Origin of the sequence: Nonomuraea sp. NPDC023979, assembly GCF_040639085.1 — a bacterium.
In the GTDB taxonomy this organism is placed as follows: Bacteria; Actinomycetota; Actinomycetes; order Streptosporangiales; family Streptosporangiaceae; genus Nonomuraea; species Nonomuraea ceibae.
In genome coordinates this window covers 191,648-214,967 of the sequence record NZ_JBEZZG010000008.1, presented here as the reverse complement: position 1 = coordinate 214,967, position 23,320 = coordinate 191,648, and the positions used below count along the sequence as shown (strand labels likewise).

Sequence of the window (23,320 nt, the reverse complement as noted above, 5' to 3'; positions counted from 1 at the left end):
AGCCTGCGGTACGGGCGCGCCCCCGAGAAACAGAGGGCCGCCCGGGGCCGTCAGCTCGGCAGGGAGTTGCGGAGCTGGGCGGCGGCGGTGCGGAGGTAGGCGGTGAAGGACTTGGCCGCCGGGTTGGGGTTGGTGGCGCGCCGGGCAACGCCGATGCGGCGGTGCAGCTGGGGCGTCTGAAGGCGGCGGATCTGGACGCCGGTGACGCCGTGCAGGCCGAGGCTGGGCACGAGGGCGACGCCGAGCCCGGCCCGGACGAGGCCGATCGTGACCTCGTAGTGGTCGCTGCGGCAGCGGATCTGCGGGGTGAAGCCTTCGAGGGCGCCGGCCCGTTCGAGGATGGAGACGGGGTGGTCGGCGCCGAACGTGGTGATCCACGGCTCGTCGGCGAGGTCGGCGAGGCGGATGCGCGGCCGGCGGGCGGCGGGGTGGCCGTTGGGGACGACGAGGAGCTGCGGCTCGTCGAGCAGCGGCAGCACTTCGATGCCTTCGGGGCACTCCCACGGGTCGAGCGCGTGCTCGAAGACGACGAGGATGTCGAGGGCGCCGCGTTCGAGGTCGGTCAGGAGCTCGAACGGCTGCCCTTCGACGAGGTCTAGCGTGACGGCCGGGTAGCGGCTGGCGAAGCGCGACAGGGCGAGCGGCACGAGGCGGTAGCCGGCGGAGGCGAAGAAGCCGATGCGCAGCGCCCCGGCGTCGACGCGGGCCTGGGCGCGCAGGTCCTTCTCGGCGGCTTCGAGGATGTCGACGACTTCCTGGGCGCGGTGGGCGAGGCGGCGGCCGGCGTCGGTGAGGCGCAGGCTCTGCGCGTTGCGTTCGACGAGGCCGACGCCCGCTTCGTCCTCCAGGCGGGCGAGCTGGTGGGAGACGGCGGAGGGCGACAGTTTCAGCTCGCGGGCGGCGGCGGCGATGCTGCCGGCGCGGAACACCTCGAGGAGGACGCGGAGGCGGTTGCTGCTGAGCACCCTCCCACGATAGGAGCCGCCGACCAGCGCTTTCGACGCGGCCGGCGGCTCCTCTCGGGGTCTTACAGGTATTGGCCGGTGTTGGCGACGGTGTCGATGGACCGGCCGGCTTCGGCGCCCTGCTTGCCGGAGACGAGCGTGCGGATGTAGACGATCCGCTCGCCCTTCTTGCCGGAGATGCGGGCCCAGTCGTCGGGGTTGGTGGTGTTGGGCAGGTCCTCGTTCTCGGAGAACTCGTCCACGCAGGCCGCGAGCAGGTGCTGCACCCGCAGGCCCTTCTGGCCGCTTTCGAGGAACTGCTTGATGGCCATCTTCTTGCCCCGGTCGACGATGTTCTGGATCATCGCGCCGGAGTTGAAGTCCTTGAAGTAGAGGACTTCCTTGTCGCCGTTGGCGTAGGTCACCTCGAGGAAGCGGTTCTCCTCGCTCTCGGTGTACATGCGCTCGACGACGCTCTGGATCATGCCGTGGATGGTGGCCTCGCGCGACTGCCCGTGCTCGGCGAGGTCGTCCGGGTGGAGGGGAAGGTCGGCGATCAGGTACTTGGAGAAGATGTCCTTGGCCGCCTCGGCGTCCGGCCGCTCGATCTTGATCTTGACGTCCAGGCGGCCGGGCCGCAGGATCGCCGGGTCGATCATGTCCTCGCGGTTGGAGGCGCCGATGACGATGACGTTCTCCAGGCCCTCGACGCCGTCGATCTCCGACAGCAGCTGGGGGACGATGGTGTTCTCGACGTCGGACGAGACGCCGGAGCCACGGGTGCGGAAGATCGAGTCCATCTCGTCGAAGAACACGATCACCGGGGTGCCCTCGGAGGCCTTCTCACGCGCACGCTGGAAGACCAGGCGGATGTGCCGCTCGGTCTCGCCGACGTACTTGTTGAGCAGCTCCGGGCCCTTGATGTTGAGGAAGAAGCTCTTGCCGGACTGGCCGGTCTTCTCCGCGACCTGCTTGGCCAGGGAGTTGGCGACGGCCTTGGCGATGAGCGTCTTGCCGCAGCCGGGCGGGCCGTAGAGCAGGACGCCCTTGGGCGGGCGGAGCTTGTGCTCACGGAACAGGTCGGCGTGCAGATAGGGCAGCTCGATGGCGTCCCTGATCTGCTCGATCTGCCGCATGAGGCCGCCGATCTCCTCGTAGGAGATGTCGGGCACCTCTTCCAGCACGAGCTCTTCGACTTCGGACTTGGGGATGCGCTCGTAGACGTAACCCGAGCGCGGCTCCAGGAGCAGCGAGTCCCCGGCCCTGATGGGCTGGCCGACGAGCGACTCGGCGAGCCGCACGACCCGCTCCTCGTCGGCGTGCGAGATGACCAGGGCGCGCTTGCCCTCGTCGAGGAGCTCCTTGAGCATCACGATCTCGCCGACCTCTTCGTAGCCGAGTGCTTCGACCACGTTGAGCGCCTCGTTGAGCATGACCTCCTGGCCACGCCGCAGCGAGTCGACGTCGACGGCGGGGCTGACGTTCACCCGCAGCTTGCGGCCGCCGGTGAACACCTCGATCGTGCCGTCTTCCCGGGCCTCCAGGAAGGTGCCGAACCCGGATGGCGGCTGCGCCAGCCGGTCGACCTCCTCCTTGAGGGCGACGATCTGATCCCTGGCCTCCTTGAGCGTTGCCACCAGGCGCTCGTTCTGGCCGGTCACGGCCGCGAGGTTAGCCTGCGCTTCGTGGAGACGCTCTTCGAGGACTCTGGCCTGACGGGGTGACTCGGCAAGCTTCCGCCTCAGCGCGGTGATCTCCTCCTGGAGGAAGGAGACCTGTGTTGAAAGATCAGCGACCTCCCGTTCGCGCTGCGCGGCTCGAGCCTCAGCATCATCGCGAGCTGCCACGCCCCGTCACCTCCTTCCCAGTCGAGGGCGACTACTTAGGACCTTACCTATCTCGGGCCCCTCCGTAACCTGGCCGGGCAGTGTTCGTACAGTGACAATCAGTATTTGGTGAATAATCCCCAATAGTGCGTTTAATACTCCCAGCATATGCACACGGTGATCTGTTCCCGTGTCACGCGCCAACGCACCCTCGTGGCCAAATTGTCATAGTTCCTCGGTCGTCCCCTTCGGTCGTCGGCGGCGCGGCGGCGGGGTCACGCCGTCGGCCATGCGACGGGCGGAGACGAGGAATCCCGTGTGGCCGATCATCCGGTGATCGGGCCGGACGGCGAGCCCTTCGACATGCCAGTCGCGAACCAGGGTCTCCCACGCCTGAGGCTCGGTGAAACTCCCGTGATCGCGAATGGCCTCGACGGTTTTCGACATCTGGGTGGTCGTGGCCACGTAACAGCAGATCACGCCGCCCGGCGTGAGCGCCTTGGCGGCGGCGTCGACGCACTCCCAGGGAGCCAGCATGTCGAGGATGACGCGGTCGACGTCGCTCTCGTCGATCGAGGCGACGAGGTCCCCCACGACCAGGCGCCAGTTGTCGTCCATCGGGCCGCCGTAGAACTTCTCCACGTTCTTGGCCGCCACGTCCGCGAACTCCTGGCGGCGCTCGTACGAGGTCACGTGCCCCTCGGGGCCGACGGCCCGCAGCAGGAAGCACGTCAGCGCGCCGGAGCCGACGCCGGCCTCGATCACCCGGGCGCCCGGGAAGATGTCGGCCATGCCGACGATCATCGAGGCGTCCTTGGGGTAGATGACCGCCGCGCCGCGCGGCATCGCCAGCGTGTAGTCCTGCAGCAGGTGGCGGAAGGCCAGGTACTGGGTGCCGCCGGAGGAGCGCACCACGGAGCCCTCGGGCTGACCGATCAGCTCGCTGTGCGGAATGGCGCCCTTGTGCGTGTGGAAGACGCCGTCCTCCTTGAGCGTGATCGTGTGGCGCTTGTTCTTGGGGTCGGTGAGCTGCACCTGATCCCCGGGCCGGAACGGCCCATGCCTGCGGAAACCCATGGCGGCAAGGTTATAGGGCTTTCGAGCACGTCTGGACGCGCGATATCAATGGGGGATGTTCCCTCGTGAAGTGATCTCCGTCGGCTCCCTGGTGCTGCGCGTCCCGGGCGCCGACGACGCCGACGCCATCGTCGCCACCTGCGACGATCCGGTGTCGGCCAGGTTCCTCCCCTTGCTGCCTTCGCCTTACACCCGGCAGGACGCGCTGGCGTACCTGGCCCGCGCGGAGGAGAAGTGGGACGAGGGCGCCGCGGAGTTCGCGATCACCCAGGACGGCCGCTACGTGGGCGCCGTCGGGGTGAGCGCGCCCGACGGGTGGGGGACGGTGCGGCTCGGCTACCTGGTGTCGCCGTGGGCGCGCGGCAAGGGGGTGGCCTCGGCGGCGGCGCGCGGGCTGAGCGACTGGCTGCTCGACCACGGCGTGGCGCGGGTCGAGCTGGAGGCCGAGGTGGAGAACGTGGCGAGCCTGCGGGCGGCCTACCGCTCGGGCTTCACCGAGGAGGGCCGCAGGCGCGACGCCAAGACGCTGCGCGACGGGCGGCGGACGGACGTGGTGACGTTCGGCAGGATCGGCCGCGACCCGGCCGGGCTCTGGGAGCCGTTCCTGCCGTTCTTCGCCGGCGGGGAGCTGTCCGACGGGGTGGTGTGCCTGACGCCGATGACGGTGGACGACGCCGGCGCCTTCCACCGGATGCTCCAGGAGCCGAGCGTGGCCGAGTACGGCGTGGGCGCCGCCAACTCGCCGGCCGACGACGAGCGCCGCTGCCGCTACACCGGCTACTTCTGGGTGTCCGGGCAGCGGGTCGAGCTGGCGATCAGGGACGCCGGGACGGGCGAGTTCGCCGGGCACATCCAGCTCGTGCAGATCGTCCCCGAGTTCGGGCAGGCCATGGTGGGCTACTCGCTGACCGAGCGCTTCCGCGGCCGGGGCTTCATGACGCGGGCGGTGCGCCTGCTGACCGGGTGGGCGTTCGCCGAGACCCCGCTGCACCGGATCGTCGCCGGCACCGAGGTGTCCAACACCGCGTCGCAGGCGGTGCTGGAGCGCGCCGGGTTCGTCCGTGAGGGGATGCGCCACAAGCTCCTGCCGAAGGCCGGCGGCGGCCACGCGGACGAGCTGTGCTGGGTCCTGATGCGTCCCGATGCGGGCGAGAAATCCTGATTACCGCTTTGAGGTCTGGCCAAGGGGCGCGCGGCGGAAGATACTCCGAGTCACCGCCCCTGCAATCAGCGTGAACGAACGGCTTGGTCCTGAGCGCCTCAGCCGAGGGATGTCACGATGCCAGACGAACGTGTCCATGTCGCCATGCGCGAGCTCATCTCCGCGTTCTCCTGCCTGGACCGGGCGGGGCTGACCGATCGCCTGGCGCGCGCCGCCGCGACGGTCGCCTGCGCCGCCTACGCGGGGTTCGTCCGCTGCGATCCGCTGCGTGAGGAGGCGCACGCCGTCCACACGCACGGGCCGCCGGGCGATCCGCTGCGGATGCGGGCCTGGCTGGCGGAGTCGGGCGTGCTGAAGGAGCTGGCCGCCGCGGACGGGCCCCTGTGCCTGGCCCGGGACGTCTCGGTGGGCGCGCCCGGCTTCCTGGCCACGCCGGTGCCGCTGACGACGTGCGACCACGTGTCGCTGTGGGTGGCGGGCCGCGCCTTCGACACGGCCGACGAACACCTGCTGGGCCGCTTCGCCACCGCCGCCGGGCGCGCCCTGGAGGCCGCCGGCGACCTGGAGGCGGCCACCCGCCTGCTGCGCGGCGTGCAGGCCTTCACACCGCCCCGCCGCCCCCGCGTTCCCGTACGTCCGCAACAGCGGATCCGGCCGCCCGTAACCGGCCCGGATTGACCCGTACGCCGTTTCCGTACGTCCGGCGTTTACCGGTTGTACGGCGTTTCCCGGCGCGGGCAGAGCCGCGTGGTGAATGCGCGCCGGGAAACGGTTCAGCCGCGGTGGGCCTCGAAACGCAGCGTCCGTGAGACGCCGACGCGCACGGTCGTGCCGGGCGCGATCGTGACGGGCTCGTTGGGCGGGATGTCGTAGAAGTTCGGGTCGCCGGGCGGCTGGATCTGGGTGCCGTTGACCGAGCCGAGGTCGACCAGGTTGACGTCCCAGCCGTCGAGCGCCACCCGCAGGTGCCGCCGCGAGACCGAGCCGTCGGGGCTGGTCACCTTGGCGGGGCGGGCGTTGCCGCCGGCCACCTCGGGCGCCCGCTCGGGGTCGCGGCCGAGCAGGTAGTCGCTGTCGAGCGGCAGCGCGGAGCCGTCGTCGAGCACGAGCACGCCGAGCTGCGGGCGCGGCCCCTTGTACGGGACGAGCGAGCGCTGCACGAGCGCGATGCCGCACACCGCGCAGTAGGGGGCGCGCGGGTCGTTGAAGTGGTCGTTGGTGCAGTCGACGCCGTAGACGAGCGGCCGGTCGCCGTGGTCGGGCTGCTCGTGGCCGGGCTGCGGGTGCCCTTGTGGGTGCCCCTGCGGGTCGAACGGCGGGGGCGGCCCCTGCGGCTGGTCGAACGGCTCCGGCGGCGGGCCGAGGTGCGGCGGGTGGTCGCCGGGCGGCGGGCCCAGGTGCGGCGGCGGGTCCAGCGAGGGCGGGCCCATCAGGGGCGGGCCTGACTCGAAGTGCTCCTGCTGCGGCGGGGCCTGCTCGTACTCGGGGACGGTGCCGTTGCCCGGCGCGGGCTCGTCGTAGCTGGGGAACGGCGGCGGGCCCGGCGGCCCCGGGTGCTCGGCCCCCGGTGGCGCGAGGTGCGGCTGCGACGGCGGCTGAGGCTGCGACTGGATCTGGGGCTGGGGCTGGGACTGAGGCCCGGGGTGGTGGGGCGCCGACGGCGGCTGCGGCCGGAACTGCGGGCCCGAGGGCGGGCCGGGCTCGGGGCCGGACAGCGGGTAGGGCGGGGCCTGGGCCGGCGGCTCGGCGCGCGGCAGCAGGTCGGGCTCCATGTGCAGGGCCGTGTTGGGCATCTCGCTGGTGAGCGACCTGGAGCGCTCGGAGCGCTCGGAGCGCTCGTCGGCGCCGGACCGGCTGCCGGCGGGCTCGCCCGGCTCGTCCGCGTCGCCGGGGGCGGCCGTGATGCCGCCGCCGTGCACGACGCCGCCGGAGAAGCCGACGGCCGGGTGCGGGTCGCGGGCGCCGGGGAGGCTGAGCTCGATCCGCTCGACGGGGCCGGCGATGAGCCGGTCGGACCAGGTGAGGGAGTCGCTGCCGGCCAGGCGGGTCTCGCCTGAGGCAGTGGTGACGGTGGCCGAGGCCGAGCCGCTGACCAGGACGGCCACGCCGCCGCCGACCGGGCCCGCGACCGCGCAGGTGGCCGGGTCGCCGGCCATGTTGGCGGCGAGGACCTGGGCGGCGCGCCGGGCCAGCGCCCTGCCGTCGCCGCCGGAGGCGGCCGTCTCGCGCAGCGCCTCGATCAGGCCGGTGCCGGCGGCCTCGTCCGCGTCGCACACCAGCAGCAGGCCGCCCAGATAGGCGACCAGGCCGTCGCCGGGAAGCGGGCGCACGGTCCCGAAGCCGTGGTCAGTCATGAGTCCTCCCCCATGACCGTGCTGCGCTCGGTCACTCAACTCTCCTTACCGAAAGCCGACGGTATGACGGCACTCATACGCATCCCGGACGCGAGGCCGTCGCGCCGCCCCCAACTGTGCAAGCTCGGGCAAACAGCACACTATCGGCCAGACGTCGCAGCATCGAAACTCCGGCGTCCCGATCAATGACATTATCCGGGGCCGGTCGCTTAGACGAGTGGGACAAATCAGACGCCGATGAAGACGCGGTTGACGTCGGCGGTGGCGAGCACCCCGTAGATCTCCCCACCCCGCTCCACGAGCAGGTACTCGCCCGCGGGCGCCTCGCGCATGGCGTCGATGAGCGCCTCGCCCTCCAGATCGGCGGCCAGCACCACGGACGGCTCCAGCGACTTGGCCAGCGCGCCCACGTCGACCCAGGGCCGCCGGTGCTCGGGGGTGGCCTGCACGGCCGACTCGTTGACGATCGCCAGCGGCCTGCCGTCGTGGTCGACCACGACGAGCGCGCCCGCCCGGCTCTCGGCGGCCTGCCGCAGCGCCTCGGCCAGCGGCGTCTCGGCCGTCACCGGGATCGCCCGGCGCGCCAGCCCGCGGGCGTTGAGCTGCGGGATGCGCGCCCGGAACCGGGCCGCCTTGAGCGACTGCCCGGCGGCCACCCAGATGAAGGAGGCCAGCACGAACGGCCAGATGAGGTCGCGCGGGTCGAGCTCCTGACCGGACATCGTGGACATCGCGAACGGGATCGCCACCAGCGCCACGGCGAGGATCCGGCCGCCCCACGCGGCGGCGACCGTGCCGGCGCCGGGGCTGCTGGTCAGCTTCCACACACCGGCGCGCAGCAGCCGCCCGCCGTCGAGCGGCAGGCCGGGCAGCAGGTTGAACACGCCCACGATGAGGTTGGACACCCACAGCTGCCAGATGAGCACCTCCGGGATGCCCCCGCCGTTGATCAGGAACTCGTCGGCGGCGTAGCCGATCCCCGCCAGGCCCAGCGACAGCACCGGGCCCGCGGCCGCGACCATGAACTCCTTGCCGGGCGTGGGCGGCTCCTTCTCGATCTCCGACACGCCGCCCAGCAGGTAGAGGGTGATGCGGCGCACCGGCAGCCCGTAGGCCTTGGCCAGCACGCTGTGGGCCAGCTCGTGCAGCAGGACCGACACGTACAGGAGCACCGCGAAGACGAACGCGACCGCGTAGGCGGCGCCGCTGGACAGGTGCGGCAGCATGTCGCGCACGGTGTCGCCGAACAGCCAGGTGATGAAGGCCGCGACGATGAACCACGTCCACGACACGTAAACCGGGATGCCGAAGGGCTTGCCCATCCGGATGCCCGAGAACTCCTGCCGCGGGCTCTGCTCGCTCACCGCACTCCTCGCCGTCCACGCCGCCACCGGCCGCACCTTCGGCCGCGTCACCGGCCGCATCACCGGATGCCGCCGCTGCCCTTGATGCTACGCGCCGGACCACGTGATCCAGGACTCGCCGCCGTATTATGTCGGGCCGGTGACCTAGAGTGCGGTGCATGACGCTGACCGAGCCGGTGATCATCGGAGCCCTCTCCCCGTCCCGGGCGGGCGACTTCATGACCTGCCCGCTGCTCTACCGGTTCCGGGTGATCGACCAGCTTCCGGAGAAGCCGTCGCAGGCCGCGGTGCGCGGCACCGTGGTCCACGCGGTGCTGGAGCGGCTCTACGACCTGCCGGCGCCGCGCCGGTCGGTGCAGGCGGCGCTGGAGCTGCTGGAGCCGCAGTGGGAGCGCCTGCTGGCCGAGGAGCCGCTCTACGGCGAGATGTTCGCCGACGACGCCGAGCGGGCCGAGTGGCTGGCGCAGGCGCGGGCGATGCTGGAGCGCTACTTCACGCTGGAGGACCCGACCCGGCTGGAGCCCGCCGAGCGCGAGCTCTACGTGCAGGCGGTGCTCGACGGCGGGCTGATGCTGCGGGGCTACGTCGACCGGCTCGACGTGGCGCCGACCGGCGAGGTCCGGGTGGTCGACTACAAGACGGGCAGCGCGCCGGGGCCGGAGTGGGAGGCCAAGGCGCTGTTCCAGATGAAGTTCTACGCGCTGGTGCTGTGGCGGCTGCGCGGCGAGGTGCCCCGGCTGCTGCAGCTCGTCTACCTGGGCGGGCGGGGCGAGGTGCTGCGTTACGCGCCCGACGAGGCCGACCTGCTGGCGACCGAGCGCAAGGTGCGGGCGCTGTGGGCGGCGATCGAGCGGGCGCTGGAGACCGGCGAGTGGCGGTCGCGGCCGAGCCGGCTGTGCGACTGGTGCGACCACCAGGCGCTGTGCCCGGAGTTCGGCGGCACTCCCCCGCCGGTGCCCGACCGCCAGCCCGGCGACACCGTCCGGAGCAACCGGCGGGCGGCCAGCGACGAGCTGTAGCCCCCTCCCTGCCCGGTCCTGGCCCGGGATCCTTCTTGGGGAGGAGGTTCCGGGCTCTCACCTGGGCCTACAGTGAAGCGGTGCGCACCGGCCGAATGACGTTCCATGACTCGGTCCTGGCCCTGCTCGTGGCCGTGGGTTCGGTGCCGCTGTTCCTGCTCCAGAGCGCCGCGCGCGCCGAGTGGACCCGCGCGCCCGACGCGTTCGGCGTGGCGCTGGTGCTGCTCATGTCGGCGCCGGTGGCCGTGCGCAGGTCGTGGCCGCTGGCGGGCCTGTGCGCGAGCCTGGTGCCCCAGACGCTGCTGGCCGCGCTCGGCTACGGGTTCGGGCCGGCCGCGCCCGCCGGGCTGGTGCTGCTCTACTCGGTGGCGGCCCACCGGGGGCTGGCGGCGGCGCTGTGCGCGCTGACGCTGTCGCTGGCCGTCTACACGGTGGGGGTGTCGGCCGGGCCGGTGACGCCGGCCCGCTGGAGCGACCACCTGGTGGTGATCGTGGTGCTGGTCGCGCTGTGGGGGGCCGGGCGGAGCCTGCGGCTGCGCCGCGCCTACCTGGCCGAGCTGAAGGACCGCGCGGCCCGGCTGGAGCGCGCGCACGCGGCCGACACCCGGGCGGCGCGGGCCGAGGAGCGCTCCCGGATCGCCCGCGAGCTGCACGACGTGGTGGCCCACCACGTGAGCGTGATGACGGTGCAGGCGGCCGCCGCCCGCAAGGTGCTGGCCTCCGATCCGGAGCTGGCCCGCGAGGCGCTGTCGGCGATCGAGAACACCGGCCGCGTCGCGATGGCCGAGATGCGCGACCTGGTGGGCGTGCTGCGCGCCGGCACGCGGGCCGAGCTGGGGCCGCAGCCGGGCCTGCGCGACCTGCCCGCGCTGGTCGAGCAGATGCGCGAGGCCGGTCTCGACACCGGCCTGTCGGTGCACGGCGAGGCCGGGCGGCCGCTCCCGGCGGGCGTCGACCTGGCCGCCTACCGGCTGGTCCAGGAGGGGCTGACCAACAGCCTGCGGCACGCGGGCGCGGGCGCCCGCGCCGAGGTGACGGTCCGCCACGCGCCGGGCGAGCTGGACGTACGGGTCGAGGACGACGGCCTGGGCGCGGCGGCCGCGGCCCGGCCGCCCGGGCACGGGCTGGTGGGCATTCGCGAACGCGTGGCCCTCTATGGTGGGATCATTGACGTGGGCCCGAAGTCGGGGGGCGGTTTCGAGGTGCGGGCGAGGTTCCCGTTGAAGGACGAGCGATGACGATCAGAGTCCTGCTGGTCGACGACCAGCCGCTGCTGCGCACCGGTTTCCGCCTGATTCTCGAGGCCGAGCCCGACATCACGGTCGTGGGCCAGGCGGGCGACGGCACCGGCGCGCAGGAGCAGACCCGGGCGCTGCTGCCCGACGTGGTGCTGATGGACATCCGCATGCCGGGTGTGGACGGGATCGAGGCGACCCGCCGGATCGTGCGCGAGGCGGCGCCGGCGGCGCACGTGCCGAAGGTGCTCGTGCTGACCACCTTCGACCTCGACGAGTACATCGTGGAGGCGCTGCGCTCGGGCGCGTCGGGGTTCCTGCTGAAGGACGTGCCGCCGGACGAGCTGGTGCAGGCGATCCGGGTGGTGGCGGCGGGCGACGCGATCGTGGCGCCGAGCGTGACCCGGCGGTTGCTCGACCGCTTCGCCGCCCGGCTGCCCCCGGCCTACGAGCAGGCCACCCCGGCCCGGCTCGACCGGCTGACCGACCGGGAGCTGGAGGTGCTGCGGCTGATCGCCAAGGGCATGTCCAACGCGGAGATCGCCGCCAAGCTCGTGGTGAGCGAGACCACGGTCAAGACCCACGTCGGCAACGTGCTGACGAAGCTGGGGCTGCGCGACCGGGTGCAGGCCGTCGTGCTCGCGTACGAGACGGGCCTGATCACGCCGGGCGCCCTGTCCTGACCCGCGGGCCGGGACAGGGCGCGGCGCGTCAGTCCTTGCCCGCCTCGCCGGCCGTGGCGGCGGCGACCGGGGCGTTCTCCGGGAAGTGGCAGGCGACGCTGTGGCCGCTCGCCAGCGTCTCCAGCGGCGGCTCCACGGTCTTGCAGATCTCCTGCGCCTTCCAGCAGCGGGTGTGGAAGCGGCAGGCGGGCGGCGGGTTGAGCGGGCTGGGCACGTCGCCCTTGAGCCGGATGCGCTCGCGCTCCTTGCGCGCCTTCGGGTCGGGCACCGGCACCGCCGACAGCAGCGCGTTGGTGTAGGGGTGCATGGGCGAGCTGTAGAGGCGCTTGCGATCGGCGATCTCCACGATCTTGCCCAGGTACATGACCGCGACCCGGTCACTGATGTGGCGCACCACCGACAGGTCGTGCGCGATCACCACGTAGGTGAGGTCGAGCTCCTTCTGCAGGTCTTCCAGCAGGTTGACGACCTGGGCCTGGATCGACACGTCCAGCGCCGAGACGGGCTCGTCGGCGATGATGAGCTTCGGCTTGAGCGCGAGCGTGCGGGCGATGCCGATGCGCTGGCGCTGGCCGCCGGAGAACTCGTGCGGGTAGCGGTTGTAGTGCTCGGGGTTGAGCCCGACCAGCGCCAGGATGTCCTGGACCGCCTTCTTGACGCCGTTCTCGGTGCGGACGCCCTGGATGCGGAACGGGGCGCCGACGATCGCGCCGACCGTGTGGCGGGGGTTCAGCGACGAGTAGGGATCCTGGAAGATCATCTGCATGTCGCGGCGCAGCGGGCGCAGCTTGCCCTGGCTCAGGTGGGTGATGTCGCGGCCCTCGAACTCGACCGAGCCGCCGGTCGGCTCCAGCAGGCGCGTGACGAGCCTGCCGGTGGTCGACTTGCCGCAGCCGGACTCCCCCACCAGGCCGAGCGTCTCGCCCTTGAACACGTCGAAGCTGATGCCGTCGACCGCCTTGACGGCGGCGACCTGCTTCTTGAACAGGCCCGCGGTGACGGGGAAGTGCTTCTCCACGTTCCTGACGGACAGAAGCGGCTCGTTCTCGCTCACTGGGTCTCCAGCACTGGCTTGATCTCGTTCTCCCACAGCGACCGCCGCTCCGTCCTGGGCATGTGACAGCGCACCAGGTGGCCGCGCTCGGTCGGCGCCAGGTCCGGCACCTCGGTGGACGCCCGCCCCTCGGTGCGGTCGGCGTACGGGCAGCGCGGGTGGAAGGCGCACCCGGGCGGCACGTTGATGAGGGACGGCGGCGAGCCCTTGATGGGCAGCAGCCGCTCGGTGGGCTCCCGGTCGAGGCGGGGCATCGAGCCCAGCAGCCCCCACGTGTAGGGGTGCTCGGGGTTGTAGAAGATCTCGTCGGTCTTGCCGTACTCGACGCACTTGCCGCCGTACATGACGAGGATGTCGTCGGCCAGCTCCGCCACGACGCCGAGGTCGTGGGTGATGATGATGAGCGCGGAGTTGAACTCGCGCTGCAGGTCACGCATCAGGTCGAGGATCTGGGCCTGCACGGTGACGTCGAGCGCGGTGGTCGGCTCGTCGGCGATGAGCAGCTCGGGGTCGCACGACAGCGCCATGGCGATCATCGCGCGCTGGCGCATGCCGCCGGAGAACTCGTGCGGGTAGCTGTCGACGCGCTTGCCGGGCTCCGGGATGCCGACGCGGCCGAGCAGGTCGACGGCGTGCTTGCGCGCCACCTGCTTGCTGACGGCGTTGTGGATCCGGTACGCCTCGATGATCTGGTGGCCGACCGTGTAGTAGGGGTGCATGGACGACAGCGGATCCTGGAAGATCATCGCCATCTTCTTGCCGCGCAGCCCGCGCACCTGCTCGGCGGGGGCCGAGACGAGCTCCTCGCCGTCGAGCCAGATCTCGCCGGAGATCTTGGCCCGCCCGCCCTTGTGCAGGCCGAGGATGCCGAGGCTGGTCACGCTCTTGCCGGAGCCGGACTCGCCCACGATGCCGAGCGTCTGGCCGCGCTCCAGGCCGAAGGTGAGCCCGTCGACGGACTTGACGACGCCGTCGTCGGTCGGGAAATGGATCTTGAGATCCTTGACGTCCAGGAAGCTCACGACAACCTCACCCTCGGGTCGACCCAGGCGTAGAGCAGGTCGACGATCAGACTCGCGACCACGACGAAGCAGGCGGCGAACAACACCACGCCCATCACCTGCGGCAGGTCCTGGTTGCGGATGGCCAGGATGGCGAACTGGCCGAGCCCGGGCAGAGTATAGGTGGTCTCGGTGAGGACCGCGCCGCCGATGAGGAGGCCGAAGTCGATGCCGAAGAGGGTGAGGATCGGCGTCAGCGCGGCCCGCAGGCCGTGTTTGACGACGACGTCGCGTTCGCTCAGGCCCTTGGCCCTGGCGGTGCGCACGTAGTCCTCGCCCATGGTCTCCAGCATGCCGGCGCGGGTGAGCCGGGCGTAGGTGGCCGCGAACAGGAACGCCAGCGTGATCCAGGGAAGCAGCAGGTTGAAGGCCCACTGCGCCGGATTCTCGGTGAAGTCCGTCCACGAGCCGCCCGGTGGTGTCCAGCCCAGCCCGTAGCTGAAGACGACCAGCGAGAGCATGCCGGTGAAGAAGATCGGCAACGACACCCCGGCCAGCGCGGTGCCCATCGACAACCGGTCGAAGAAGGTGCCGCGCCGCAACGCGGAGATGACGCCCACGGACACGCCGCCCAGCACCCAGAGCAGGGCCGCGCCGATGGCCAGCGAGAACGTCACCGGCATCCGGTCCAGCAGGTCCGGCCACACGGGCTGCCCGGAGATGAAGGAGTAGCCGAAACAGGGCGCGGGGCACTGCTCGACCCCGGCGCCGTAGTCGTACTCGGCACCGGCGACAATGCCCTTGGCGAACCGGCCGTACTGGACGATGACCGGGTCGTAGAAGCCGAGCTTCTGCGCCACCAGGTGCACCGTCTCCGGTGTGGCCGCGCGGCCGACGTACCGGGAGGCCATCGCCTCGGGACTGGATCCGGCCCACTGCGGCACCACGAAGAAGATGCCGAAGGTGACCATGCTGATGACGATCAGCATGGCGATGGCGCCGATGAGTCGTCTGATGATGTATGTGAGCACCGCTGCCGGCCGGATGGCCTGCCCGTCGCCGGGCAGGCCATCCCTGCCTTCACCTGCCTTCGCTAGTTCCCCGAAGCCCGCCTGGTCACTCCACGCCGAGCAGGGCGTAGTCGTACTGGCTCTGGCCCTCGTTGTAGGCGAGGTTGGTCACGCCCTGGCCGCGCAGCAGCAGCGACTTGGCCCACACCACCGGGAGGATGGAGGCGTCCTCCATGACGGCCTTGTCGACGTCGACCCACAGCTTGTTGCGCTTGGTCTCGTCGAGCTCGGCCTTGGCCTGGTCGATCAGGCCGTCGACCTTGTCGCTCTTGACGCTCAGGTTGTAGTTGCCCGCGGGGCGGATGGTGCGGCTGTCGACGATGGCCTGCATGAAGCCGTAGCCGTCAGGCCAGTCGGAGCCCCAGCCGTGGGCGGCGAGGCCGACGCCGTTCTTCTTGACGTAGTTGACGTTGCCGGCATAGTCCGAGAAGTAGCTGGAGCCGGGGAAGCCCTTGAGCGTCAGCTTGATGCCGACCCGGGCCAGCGCCTGCTGCATCGACTCGGCCAGCGCCTTCTCGCGCGGACGGTCGGCGCGGAAGGTCATCGTGGTGGAGAAGCCGTTCGGCTGGCCGCAGGCGGTCAGCGCGGCCTTGGCCTTCTCGACGTCGCCCTTGTTCTCCGGCGTCGCGTACAGGTCGAACTTCTCCTGGCCGACGATGGGCGGCGGCATCACGTTCGTGGCGATCTCGCCGCCGGCGACCTCGCCGCCGAAGGCGGTCTGGTTGGCGACGCGGTCGGCGGCCCACATGACGGCCTTGCGGCACTCGATGTTGTCCAGCGGCGGGGTCTCCGGGATCACCGAGACGAACCAGAGCCTCGGGATCGTCGGGTTGTCCGTGCGGGCCTTCAGCGCCGGGTCGGGCAGCACCTTGCCGAGAGCGGCCGGCTGCATGCCGGTGCCCTGGACGTCGAGGTGGATGTCACCGGAGATGAGCTGGTTGTCCACGTCGTCGGCGTTGACGTTGAGCTGGACCTCGATCTTGTCCGGCAGCGCCGGGCGGTTCGGGTCGGTCGCCGCATCCCAGTTCTCGTTACGGACCAGGCTGAAGCGCTTGCCGGCCTCGTTCGTCTCGAACTTGTACGGGCCGGAGGAGATCACGTGCTCCTTGTACTTCGCGCCGGTGTCCTTGTCCTTGGGCACCGGGGCGGTCATCGGCATCTGCACGATGTAGTCGAAGGAGGCGAACGGCTCCTTCAGGTGGAAGACGACGGTGGAGTCGTCGGTCGCCTCGACGGCCGAGCTGTAGTCGGCGTCCGGGGTCTTGTAGACGCCCTTGAAGTCCTTCGGCCAGTCGAGCAGCTCGTTGAGGTAGGACGGGCCGTGCGGGAAGGTCTCCTTGTCGTACGACCGCGCCACCGCGTAGGCGACGTCCTTGGCCGTGATCGGGGTGCCGTCCTCGAACTTCAGACCACTCTTGATCTTGTACGTCCAGGTCTTGCCCTCGTCGCTCGGCTCGCCCAGCGCCTCGGCCAGGTCCGGGACGACCGTGTTGCTGTCCTTGCCGGGGCCCGTCTTGTACGTCGTCAGCGTCCGCCAGTAGTACCGGCCGAAGTTGAACGAGTAGCCGTAGTAGGTGTCAGCGGGGTCCAGGCTGTCCCAGTCTGCATAGTTCGCGACTTTCAGAGTGCCGCCCTTCTTGGTGGAAGGGTTGAACACCTCGGTGAGCGCGGCGTTGAACGCGGGTTGCGCGGCAGCGCCGGACGCCGACTGGGCGGGCTGCTGGGAATTGCTGCCGCCCCCTCCGCCGCCACAGGCGGAGAGCACCAGGGCCAGCGTCGCTGTCGCGGCCGCTGCCAGTGCGGATTTCCTTCTCATTGACTACCCCTTGTTAGTGGAGATGGGGATGGAGCAGGGCGAAGGGTCAGTGCGCCCGCGGGTCGAAGGCGTCCCGAAGGCCGTCGCCGAACAGGTTGAACGCCAGGACAGTGATGAAGATCGCCAAGCCGGGGAAGAGCACGAAGTGCGGCAGCGTGTAGAAGCGCACCGCCTCCGAGAGCATGCCGCCCCAGGTCGGGGTCGGCGGGTTGATGCCGACGCCCAGGAACGACAGCGCCGCCTCGAACAGGATGTTCGTCGGGATCAGCAGCGTCGCGTAGACCAGGATCGGCGCCATCAGGTTGGGGAGGATCTCGCGGAACAGGATGTAGCCGTTGCGCGCGCCCAGGCTCCGCGCCGCGTCGACGAACTCGCGCTCGCGCAGCGACAGCGTCTGGCCCCGGACGATGCGGCCGATGCTCGGCCAGCTGAAGAAACCGATGATGAACACGAGCATCGCGATGCGCAGCCCGTTGCCCTCCAGCCCGAACCCCTTGTCGGGGATGACGCCGGCCAGCGCGATGGCGAACACCAGCAGCGGGAAGGCGAGGAAGACGTCCATCAGGCGGCCGATGATCTGGTCGGCCCAGCCGCCGAAGTAGCCGGCGATCACGCCCATGACCGTGCCGATGACGACCGACACCAGCGTGGCCAGGATGCCGATGAGCAGCGAGATCCAGGCGCCGGCGACGATGCGGCTGAAGATGTCACGGCCGTTGACCGGCTCGACGCCGAGCAGGTATTCGCTGCTCATGCCGCCGAAGTCGCCCTTGGGCAGCAGCGTGCTCTGGTCGATCTGGTCCTGGTGGAACTCCAGGGGCGGATGGCCGAGCAGGCTGATGATGGGCGAGGAGAAGATCGCGACCAGGACGAGCAGGATCACGGTGATCCCGCCGGCCAGCGCCACCTTGTCACGGCGCAGCCGCATCCAGGCGATCCGGCTCAGGGAACGCCCCTGGACGGCCTTGCCCGCTCCCTCGAGCACGGACTCCGGGCGCGCCTCCGAGGCGGAGCCGGAAACGTCAAGCGGTGCGGTCATGCCGGATAGCCCCCTGATTTTCAGACGACGTTGTCTGCTCGTTCGCAATACAGACCGCTCGTCGCGACCTCAGGAGGCAGGATCTATGCCCTGAGCTGCGCTGACTAGTCCCTCAGACCGCAGTGTGGCTCAACTGTGATTCACGCGAAACTCATTCGTATTGATCTTGACGAGAATGTCAAGACCCCGTCCCGGTTGCGTCTCGGAACTGTGACACGGGAACCGCTCAGCTGATGCCCCGGCGTCGCAACAGGTCCTCGATGTCGGAGAAGTCGTCATCGCCCTTGGCGGCCTTCTTCTGCTCCACCGCCGGCTTCGCGGGCGCCGCCTGAGGCGCCTTCCCGGCCGCCGCGGGCGCCTGAGCTGCGGGAACCTTCTCCGCCTTGCCGCGCCCCGCGCCCTTCAGCCTGCGTCCGCGCATCACACCCGACGCCACGAACAGCACCACCGACAGCCCGGCCACCGCCACGCCCGCCCACACCATCGGATTGAACACCAGGCTCGTCACGAACCCCACGACCGTCGTGCCGATCGTCCACAACGCCTGGAGCGCCCCGGTCAGATAGGCGGCCAGCGGCAGCAGCGCCCACGCAGCCGTCCGCATGCCCGACGCCGCGCCGCGCCGCCGGAACGCCAAGAAGCTCAGGAACAGCCCGGCGAGGGTCAGCCCGGTGCAGAGCGGGAACCATGCGATCGTTTCGAAAGGCATTCGGGGCCACCTCCGTCGTCGGTTACCTCTCCATCCTGGCACGCGATATGGCGCGTGTTCCTCCTCCCCGAGAACCACCCGACCCTTAGGGGACGAACCACCCACCCGTCCGGGACCGGCCCCCTATCGTCACCCAACCGCCCCGATCCCGCCAGCCCACCCTTTCCGGGCCGGGCGGCCCGGGCGGGCCGGACGGGCGGACCGGGCGGGCGGACCGGGCGGACCGGGCGGGGGCCGGGCGGGCGGGCCGGGCGGGCGGGCGGGCCAGCGGGCCGGGCTTCCGTGGGGTGCCGCTTCCCACGGGTCCCGCCCGGCCAGAGCGCCACCTCGCGGGAACACCCCGCGAGACGGCCCCCGTGGAGGGCGCGCCTGGCGGCGGTCCTTCCCGGGAGGCGCCGTCTGCCGGTGGGCGGGGGGCTCCGCATGCGGGGGTGGCCGTTCATGCGGGGTGGCCGTTGATCCGGGGTGGCCGTCGCGGAAAACGTCCAGCAGGACGCCTTTCGGATGAGCCCGGGCTTCCCGGCGGTGTGGGGCCTATCGGGCGTCTCGCCGTACGGGCGCGGCCTCGTACGGCGTTGTGCGCCCCTCAGGGGGCGAGAGCGGGGTCAGGCGGGGATGAGGGCGCGCAGGTCGGCGGGGGTGACTTCGGTCAGGGAGGAGACGACCAGGCGGCCCGGAGCCGGGTCGATGGGCAGCAGGCTGGGCACCGCGACCACCGCGCACCCGGCGGCCGTGCCTGCGGCGACGCCGTTGGGCGAGTCCTCCAGCACCACGCAGCGCACCGGCTCCACCCCGAGCAGGCGGGCGGCCGTCAGGTACGGCTCGGGGTCGGGCTTGGTGCGGGTCACGTCGTCGGCCGTCACGATGGCGTCGAACCGGTCGCGGCCCACGGCCTTCAGCACCGCGTCCGCGATCTCCCGCAGCGACGAGGTCACCAGCGCCACCGGCACGCCCTCGTCCCGCAGCGCGTCGAGCAGCTCGGAGGCGCCCGGCATGACCTCGACGCCGCCGTTCAGCGTCGTGACCATCCCGCTGACCATCCACTCGCGCACGGTCGCCTCGGAGGCGTCCGAGCCGGACACGGCCAGCATGTACTCCACGGTGCGCTCCATGGAACCGCCGACGAGGTGCGTCTGGTGCTCCGGCGACCACTCGCCGCCCAGCCGCGCCATCACGCCGGTCTCGATCTCCAGCCACACCTTTTCGGTGTCGACGAGCAGACCGTCCATGTCGAAGAAGACCGCTTCCACACATCCCCCGTTCCAACGAAAAGGCGGCGTCGCCGCCGCTGCACATCGCCTTCCACCGTAGGCCGTCCCCCCGGACCCGCCCCAACGGGGGCCACATATCGCCCACCCGACGGCATATCCCCAGATGTCGTACGGGGCCCGTACCAGCGGAAACCGGCCCGCACCGGAGGACGCCGGCAGAGCGCCGGACGGCTTCGGGGCGGGGCGGATCGGGCGGGGCGGCCGGGCAGGGCGCGGCCGCCCGCTTCCGTCAGACGTTGAAGTACTTGGCCTCCGGGTGGTGGGCGACCAGGGCGGAGGTGGCCTGCTCGGGGTGGAGCTGGAACTCCTCCGACAGCGTGACCCCGATGCGCTCCGGGTCGAGCAGCTGGAAGAGCTGGACCTGGTCCTCCAGGTTGGGGCAGGCGGGGTAGCCGAAGGAGTAGCGGCAGCCCTGGATGTTGACCTTGAGCATGTCGTCCAGCGACTCGTCGCCGCCGATCCGCCACTCGGAGCGGACCCGGGCGTGCCAGTATTCGGCCAGCGCCTCGGTGAGCTGCACCGACAGGCCGTGCAGCTCCAGGTAGTCGCGGTAGGCGTCCTTGGCGAACAGCTCGGCCGTGGCCTCGGAGATCTTGCCGCCCATGGTGGCGATCTGGAAGCCGACGACGTCGACCTCGCCGGAGTCCTTGCCGCGGAAGAAGTCGGACAGGCACAGGTGCCGGTCGCGGCGCTGGCGCGGGAAGGTGAAGCGGGTGCGCTCGTCGCCCTTGTCGTCGAGGATGATCAGGGAGTCGCCGTCGCTCACGCACGGGAAGTAGCCGTAGACGACGGCCGCCTCCAGCAGGCCCTCGGTCTGCAGGCGCTCCAGCCACATGCGCAGCCGGGGCCGCCCCTCGGTCTCGACGAGCTCCTCGTAGCCGGGGCCGTCGCCGCCCCGGGTGGGCTTGAGGCCCCACTGGCCGAGGAACAGCGCGCGCTCGTCGAGGAAGGAGGCGTAGTCGGCGAGCGGGATGCCCTTGACGATGCGGTCGCCGTGGAAGGGCGGCGTGGGCACCGGGTTGTCGGCGGCCACGTCGGAGCGGGCGGGCAGCGCCTCGACGGGGGTGCGGTCGAGGACGGCGCCGGTCTTGACGCGGCGCTCGCGCAGCGGCGGCAGGGTGGCGCCCTCGACGCCGCGTTTGACGGCCATGAAGGCGTCCATCAGCCGCAGGCCCTCGAAGGCGTCGCGGGCGTAGCGGACCTCGCCGGGGAACAGCTCGGCCAGGTCCTGCTCGACGTAGGCGCGGGTGAGGGCGGCGCCGCCGAGCAGCACCGGGTAGCGGTCGGACAGGCCCCTGGACTTCATCTCCTCCAGGTTCTCCTTCATCACGACCGTCGACTTGACCAGCAGGCCGGACATGCCGATGACGTCGGCCCGCTGCTCGTCGGCGGCCTCCAGGATGGCGGAGACGGGCTGCTTGATGCCGAGGTTGACGACCTCGTAGCCGTTGTTGGACAGGATGATGTCGACGAGGTTCTTGCCGATGTCGTGCACGTCGCCCTTGACGGTGGCGAGCACGATGCGGCCCTTGGTCTCACCCTCGACGCGGTCCATGTGCGGCTCGAGGTAGGCGACGGCGTTCTTCATCACCTCGGCCGACTGCAGCACGAACGGGAGTTGCATCTGGCCGGAGCCGAACAGCTCGCCGACCGTCTTCATGCCGTCGAGCAGCACGTCGTTGATGATCTCCAGCGCGGGCCGCTGGGACAGGCCCTCGTCGAGGTCGGCCTCCAGCCCCTTCTTCTCGCCGTCGATGATGCGCCGCTTGAGCCGCTCCCACAGGGGCAGCGCGGCCAGCTCCTCGGCCTTGCCGGCGCGCATCGCGGCGGCGTCGACGCCCTCGAACAGGTCCATGAAGCGCTGCAGCGGGTCGTAGCCCTCGCGGCGCCGGTCGTAGACCATGTCGAGGGCGACCTGGCGCTGCTCGTCGGGGATGCGCGCCATCGGCAGGATCTTGGAGGCGTGGACGATGGCGGAGTCGAGCCCGGCGTTGACGCACTCGTTGAGGAAGACCGAGTTGAGCACCATGCGGGCGGCCGGGTTGAGGCCGAAGGAGATGTTGGACAGGCCGAGCGTGGTCTGCACGCCGGGGTAGCGGCGCTTGAGCTCGCGGATGGCCTCGATGGTCTCCAGCCCGTCGCGCCTGGTCTCCTCCTGGCCGGTGGCGATGGGGAAGGTGAGGCAGTCGACGATGATGTCCTCGACCCTCATCCCCCAGTTGCCGGTCAGGTCCTCGATCAGGCGGGTGGCGACGCGGACCTTCCACTCGGCGGTGCGGGCCTGGCCATCCTCGTCGATGGTGAGGGCGACGACGGCGGCGCCGTGCTCGCGGACCAGGCGCATGATGCGCTGGAAGCGGGAGTCGGGGCCGGTGCCGTCCTCGTAGTTGACGGAGTTGACGACGGCGCGCCCGCCGAGCATCTCCAGACCCGCGCGGATCACCTCGGACTCGGTCGAGTCGATCATGATCGGCAGGGTCGAGGCGGTGGCGAGCCGGAAGGCGAGCTCCTTCATGTCGGCGACGCCGTCGCGGCCGACGTAGTCGACGCACAGGTCGAGCATGTGCGCGCCGCCGCGGGCCTGGTCGCGGGCGGTCTCGACGCAGTCGTCCCAGCGGCCTTCGAGCATGGCCTCGCGGAAGGCCTTGGAGCCGTTGGTGTTGCAGCGCTCGCCCACGGCCAGGTAGGAGGTGTCCTGCCGGAACGGGACGGACTGGTAGAGGGAGGACGCGGCGGGCTCGGGGTGCGGGCGGCGGGCGGCGATCTCCCGGCCGCGCACGGTCTCGACGACCTGGCGCAGGTGCTCGGGGGTGGTGCCGCAGCAGCCGCCGACGAGCGACAGGCCGTAGTCGCGGGAGAAGGTGTCGTGGGCGCCGGCGAGCTCGCCGGCGCTCAGCGGGTAGTAGGCGCCGTCGGCGGTCAGCACCGGCAGGCCCGCGTTGGGCATGCAGGACAGCCGCAGCCGCGAGTGGCGGGCCAGGTAGCGCAGGTGCTCGCTCATCTCGGCGGGGCCGGTGGCGCAGTTGAGGCCGATGACGTCGACGCCGAGCGGCTCGATGGCGGTGAGCGCGGCGCCGATCTCGGAGCCGAGCAGCATGGCGCCGTTGGTCTCGATCGTCACCTGGGCGATGATCGGCACGTCGCGGCCGGCCGCCTCGATGGCCCGCTTGGCACCCACGACGGCGGCCTTGACCTGGAGCAGGTCCTGGCAGGTCTCGATGATGAGCGCGTCGGCGCCGCCGGCGATCAGGCCGGCCGCGTTGTCGCGGTAGGCGTCGCGCAGCGTCGAGTAGGGCAGGTGGCCCAGCGTGGGGAGCTTGGTGCCGGGGCCCATGGAGCCCAGCACGAAGCGCGGGTGCTCCGGCGTGGACCAGTGGTCGGCGCGCTCGCGCGCGATGCGGGCGCCGGCCTCGGAGTATTCGTAGACGCGGGCGCCGATGTCGTACTCGCCGAGTGCGCTCAGGTTGGCGCCGAAGGTGTTGGTCTCGACGCAGTCGACGCCCACCGCGAAGTAGGCGTCGTGGACGCCGGCGACGATGTCGGGCCGGGTGACGTTGAGCACCTCGTTGCAGCCCTCGTGGCCCTGGAAGTCGTCGAGCGTCGGGTCCTGCGCCTGCAGCATCGTCCCCATGGCGCCGTCGGCGACGACCACGCGCTGGGACAGCACATCACGGAAGGAGGAGATGCTCATGGTCC

General features: G+C 71.1%; 18 protein-coding genes. 5 read left to right on the top strand and 13 right to left on the bottom strand.

Annotated elements, in window-relative coordinates; all coding sequences use genetic code 11:
- Positions 1–50: 50 nt before the first annotated feature.
- The 3 genes from AB0G11_RS17750 to AB0G11_RS17740 form a co-directional block, all read right to left on the bottom strand.
- Positions 51–965: a LysR family transcriptional regulator gene (locus AB0G11_RS17750; protein WP_357586807.1), complete on the bottom strand. Its 915-nt coding sequence runs from the start codon at positions 963–965 to the stop codon at positions 51–53.
- 62 nt (positions 966–1,027) lie between these two features.
- The gene (gene arc, locus AB0G11_RS17745) at positions 1,028–2,791 is read right to left on the bottom strand and encodes a proteasome ATPase (RefSeq protein ID WP_219514687.1); all 1,764 of its coding nucleotides are present in this window, start codon (positions 2,789–2,791) and stop codon (positions 1,028–1,030) included.
- A 204-nt stretch (positions 2,792–2,995) separates the two neighbouring features.
- On the bottom strand, positions 2,996–3,847 hold the full coding sequence (locus AB0G11_RS17740; RefSeq protein ID WP_219514694.1) for a tRNA (adenine-N1)-methyltransferase: 852 nt from the start codon (positions 3,845–3,847) through the stop codon (positions 2,996–2,998).
- 55 nt (positions 3,848–3,902) lie between these two features.
- Between AB0G11_RS17740 and AB0G11_RS17735 the strand changes: the two genes are divergently transcribed.
- The gene (locus tag AB0G11_RS17735) at positions 3,903–5,009 is read left to right on the top strand and encodes a GNAT family N-acetyltransferase (protein ID WP_357586805.1); all 1,107 of its coding nucleotides are present in this window, start codon (positions 3,903–3,905) and stop codon (positions 5,007–5,009) included.
- A 117-nt stretch (positions 5,010–5,126) separates the two neighbouring features.
- Positions 5,127–5,687 carry a hypothetical protein gene (locus tag AB0G11_RS17730; protein ID WP_357586803.1) on the top strand — a complete coding sequence of 187 codons (561 nt, stop codon included), beginning with the start codon at positions 5,127–5,129 and terminating at the stop codon, positions 5,685–5,687.
- Between the two features lie 95 nt (positions 5,688–5,782).
- Here AB0G11_RS17730 and AB0G11_RS17725 read toward each other — a convergent pair whose 3' ends face one another.
- Together AB0G11_RS17725 and AB0G11_RS17720 are read right to left on the bottom strand one after the other, a co-directional pair.
- Positions 5,783–7,363 carry an FHA domain-containing protein gene (locus tag AB0G11_RS17725; protein WP_357586801.1) on the bottom strand — a complete coding sequence of 527 codons (1,581 nt, stop codon included), beginning with the start codon at positions 7,361–7,363 and terminating at the stop codon, positions 5,783–5,785.
- 227 nt (positions 7,364–7,590) lie between these two features.
- Entirely contained in the window at positions 7,591–8,727 is a 1,137-nt protein-coding gene (locus AB0G11_RS17720; RefSeq protein ID WP_357586799.1) for a site-2 protease family protein, read from the bottom strand.
- A 158-nt stretch (positions 8,728–8,885) separates the two neighbouring features.
- Between AB0G11_RS17720 and AB0G11_RS17715 the strand changes: the two genes are divergently transcribed.
- From AB0G11_RS17715 to AB0G11_RS17705, 3 genes are all read left to right on the top strand, one after another.
- The gene (locus tag AB0G11_RS17715) at positions 8,886–9,746 is read left to right on the top strand and encodes a RecB family exonuclease (protein WP_219514707.1); all 861 of its coding nucleotides are present in this window, start codon (positions 8,886–8,888) and stop codon (positions 9,744–9,746) included.
- Positions 9,747–9,826: 80 nt separating this feature from the next.
- Entirely contained in the window at positions 9,827–10,984 is a 1,158-nt protein-coding gene (locus tag AB0G11_RS17710) for a sensor histidine kinase (protein ID WP_357586797.1), read from the top strand.
- Entirely contained in the window at positions 10,981–11,664 is a 684-nt protein-coding gene (locus AB0G11_RS17705; RefSeq protein ID WP_219514710.1) for a response regulator transcription factor, read from the top strand. Before AB0G11_RS17710 ends, AB0G11_RS17705 begins: the two co-directional genes overlap by 4 nt.
- A gap of 28 nt (positions 11,665–11,692) precedes the next feature.
- Here AB0G11_RS17705 and AB0G11_RS17700 read toward each other — a convergent pair whose 3' ends face one another.
- From AB0G11_RS17700 to metH, 8 genes are all read right to left on the bottom strand, one after another.
- Entirely contained in the window at positions 11,693–12,718 is a 1,026-nt protein-coding gene (locus AB0G11_RS17700; RefSeq protein ID WP_219514718.1) for a dipeptide ABC transporter ATP-binding protein, read from the bottom strand.
- Entirely contained in the window at positions 12,715–13,740 is a 1,026-nt protein-coding gene (locus AB0G11_RS17695; RefSeq protein WP_219514720.1) for an ABC transporter ATP-binding protein, read from the bottom strand. Before AB0G11_RS17695 ends, AB0G11_RS17700 begins: the two co-directional genes overlap by 4 nt.
- Complete coding sequence (locus tag AB0G11_RS17690; RefSeq protein WP_219514722.1) at positions 13,737–14,750, bottom strand: ABC transporter permease; 1,014 nt, start codon at positions 14,748–14,750, stop codon at positions 13,737–13,739. Before AB0G11_RS17690 ends, AB0G11_RS17695 begins: the two co-directional genes overlap by 4 nt.
- Positions 14,751–14,835: 85 nt before the next feature.
- Entirely contained in the window at positions 14,836–16,605 is a 1,770-nt protein-coding gene (locus tag AB0G11_RS17685) for an ABC transporter substrate-binding protein (protein ID WP_219514724.1), read from the bottom strand.
- A 46-nt stretch (positions 16,606–16,651) separates the two neighbouring features.
- Complete coding sequence (locus tag AB0G11_RS17680; protein ID WP_219514732.1) at positions 16,652–17,644, bottom strand: ABC transporter permease; 993 nt, start codon at positions 17,642–17,644, stop codon at positions 16,652–16,654.
- Between the two features lie 226 nt (positions 17,645–17,870).
- A complete protein-coding gene (locus AB0G11_RS17675; RefSeq protein WP_357586796.1) occupies positions 17,871–18,353 on the bottom strand; it encodes a cellulose synthase in 483 nt (160 codons plus the stop codon).
- 605 nt (positions 18,354–18,958) lie between these two features.
- Complete coding sequence (locus AB0G11_RS17670; protein ID WP_357586795.1) at positions 18,959–19,603, bottom strand: HAD family phosphatase; 645 nt, start codon at positions 19,601–19,603, stop codon at positions 18,959–18,961.
- 250 nt (positions 19,604–19,853) lie between these two features.
- Positions 19,854–23,315, bottom strand: coding sequence for a methionine synthase (gene metH / locus AB0G11_RS17665; protein ID WP_357586793.1), 3,462 nt, complete (start codon positions 23,313–23,315; stop codon positions 19,854–19,856).
- Between the last annotated feature and the right edge of the window lie 5 nt (positions 23,316–23,320).

Coding starts and splice junctions, on each gene's coding strand:
- AB0G11_RS17730 (WP_357586803.1), top strand. CDS start 5,127: ATGCCAGACGAACGTGTCCATGTCGCCATGCGCGAGCTCATCTCCGCG.
- AB0G11_RS17740 (WP_219514694.1), bottom strand. CDS start 3,847: ATGGGTTTCCGCAGGCATGGGCCGTTCCGGCCCGGGGATCAGGTGCAG.
- AB0G11_RS17725 (WP_357586801.1), bottom strand. CDS start 7,363: ATGACTGACCACGGCTTCGGGACCGTGCGCCCGCTTCCCGGCGACGGC.
- AB0G11_RS17735 (WP_357586805.1), top strand. CDS start 3,903: ATGTTCCCTCGTGAAGTGATCTCCGTCGGCTCCCTGGTGCTGCGCGTC.
- AB0G11_RS17705 (WP_219514710.1), top strand. CDS start 10,981: ATGACGATCAGAGTCCTGCTGGTCGACGACCAGCCGCTGCTGCGCACC.
- AB0G11_RS17675 (WP_357586796.1), bottom strand. CDS start 18,353: ATGCCTTTCGAAACGATCGCATGGTTCCCGCTCTGCACCGGGCTGACC.
- AB0G11_RS17680 (WP_219514732.1), bottom strand. CDS start 17,644: ATGACCGCACCGCTTGACGTTTCCGGCTCCGCCTCGGAGGCGCGCCCG.
- metH (WP_357586793.1), bottom strand. CDS start 23,315: ATGAGCATCTCCTCCTTCCGTGATGTGCTGTCCCAGCGCGTGGTCGTC.
- AB0G11_RS17715 (WP_219514707.1), top strand. CDS start 8,886: ATGACGCTGACCGAGCCGGTGATCATCGGAGCCCTCTCCCCGTCCCGG.
- AB0G11_RS17685 (WP_219514724.1), bottom strand. CDS start 16,605: ATGAGAAGGAAATCCGCACTGGCAGCGGCCGCGACAGCGACGCTGGCC.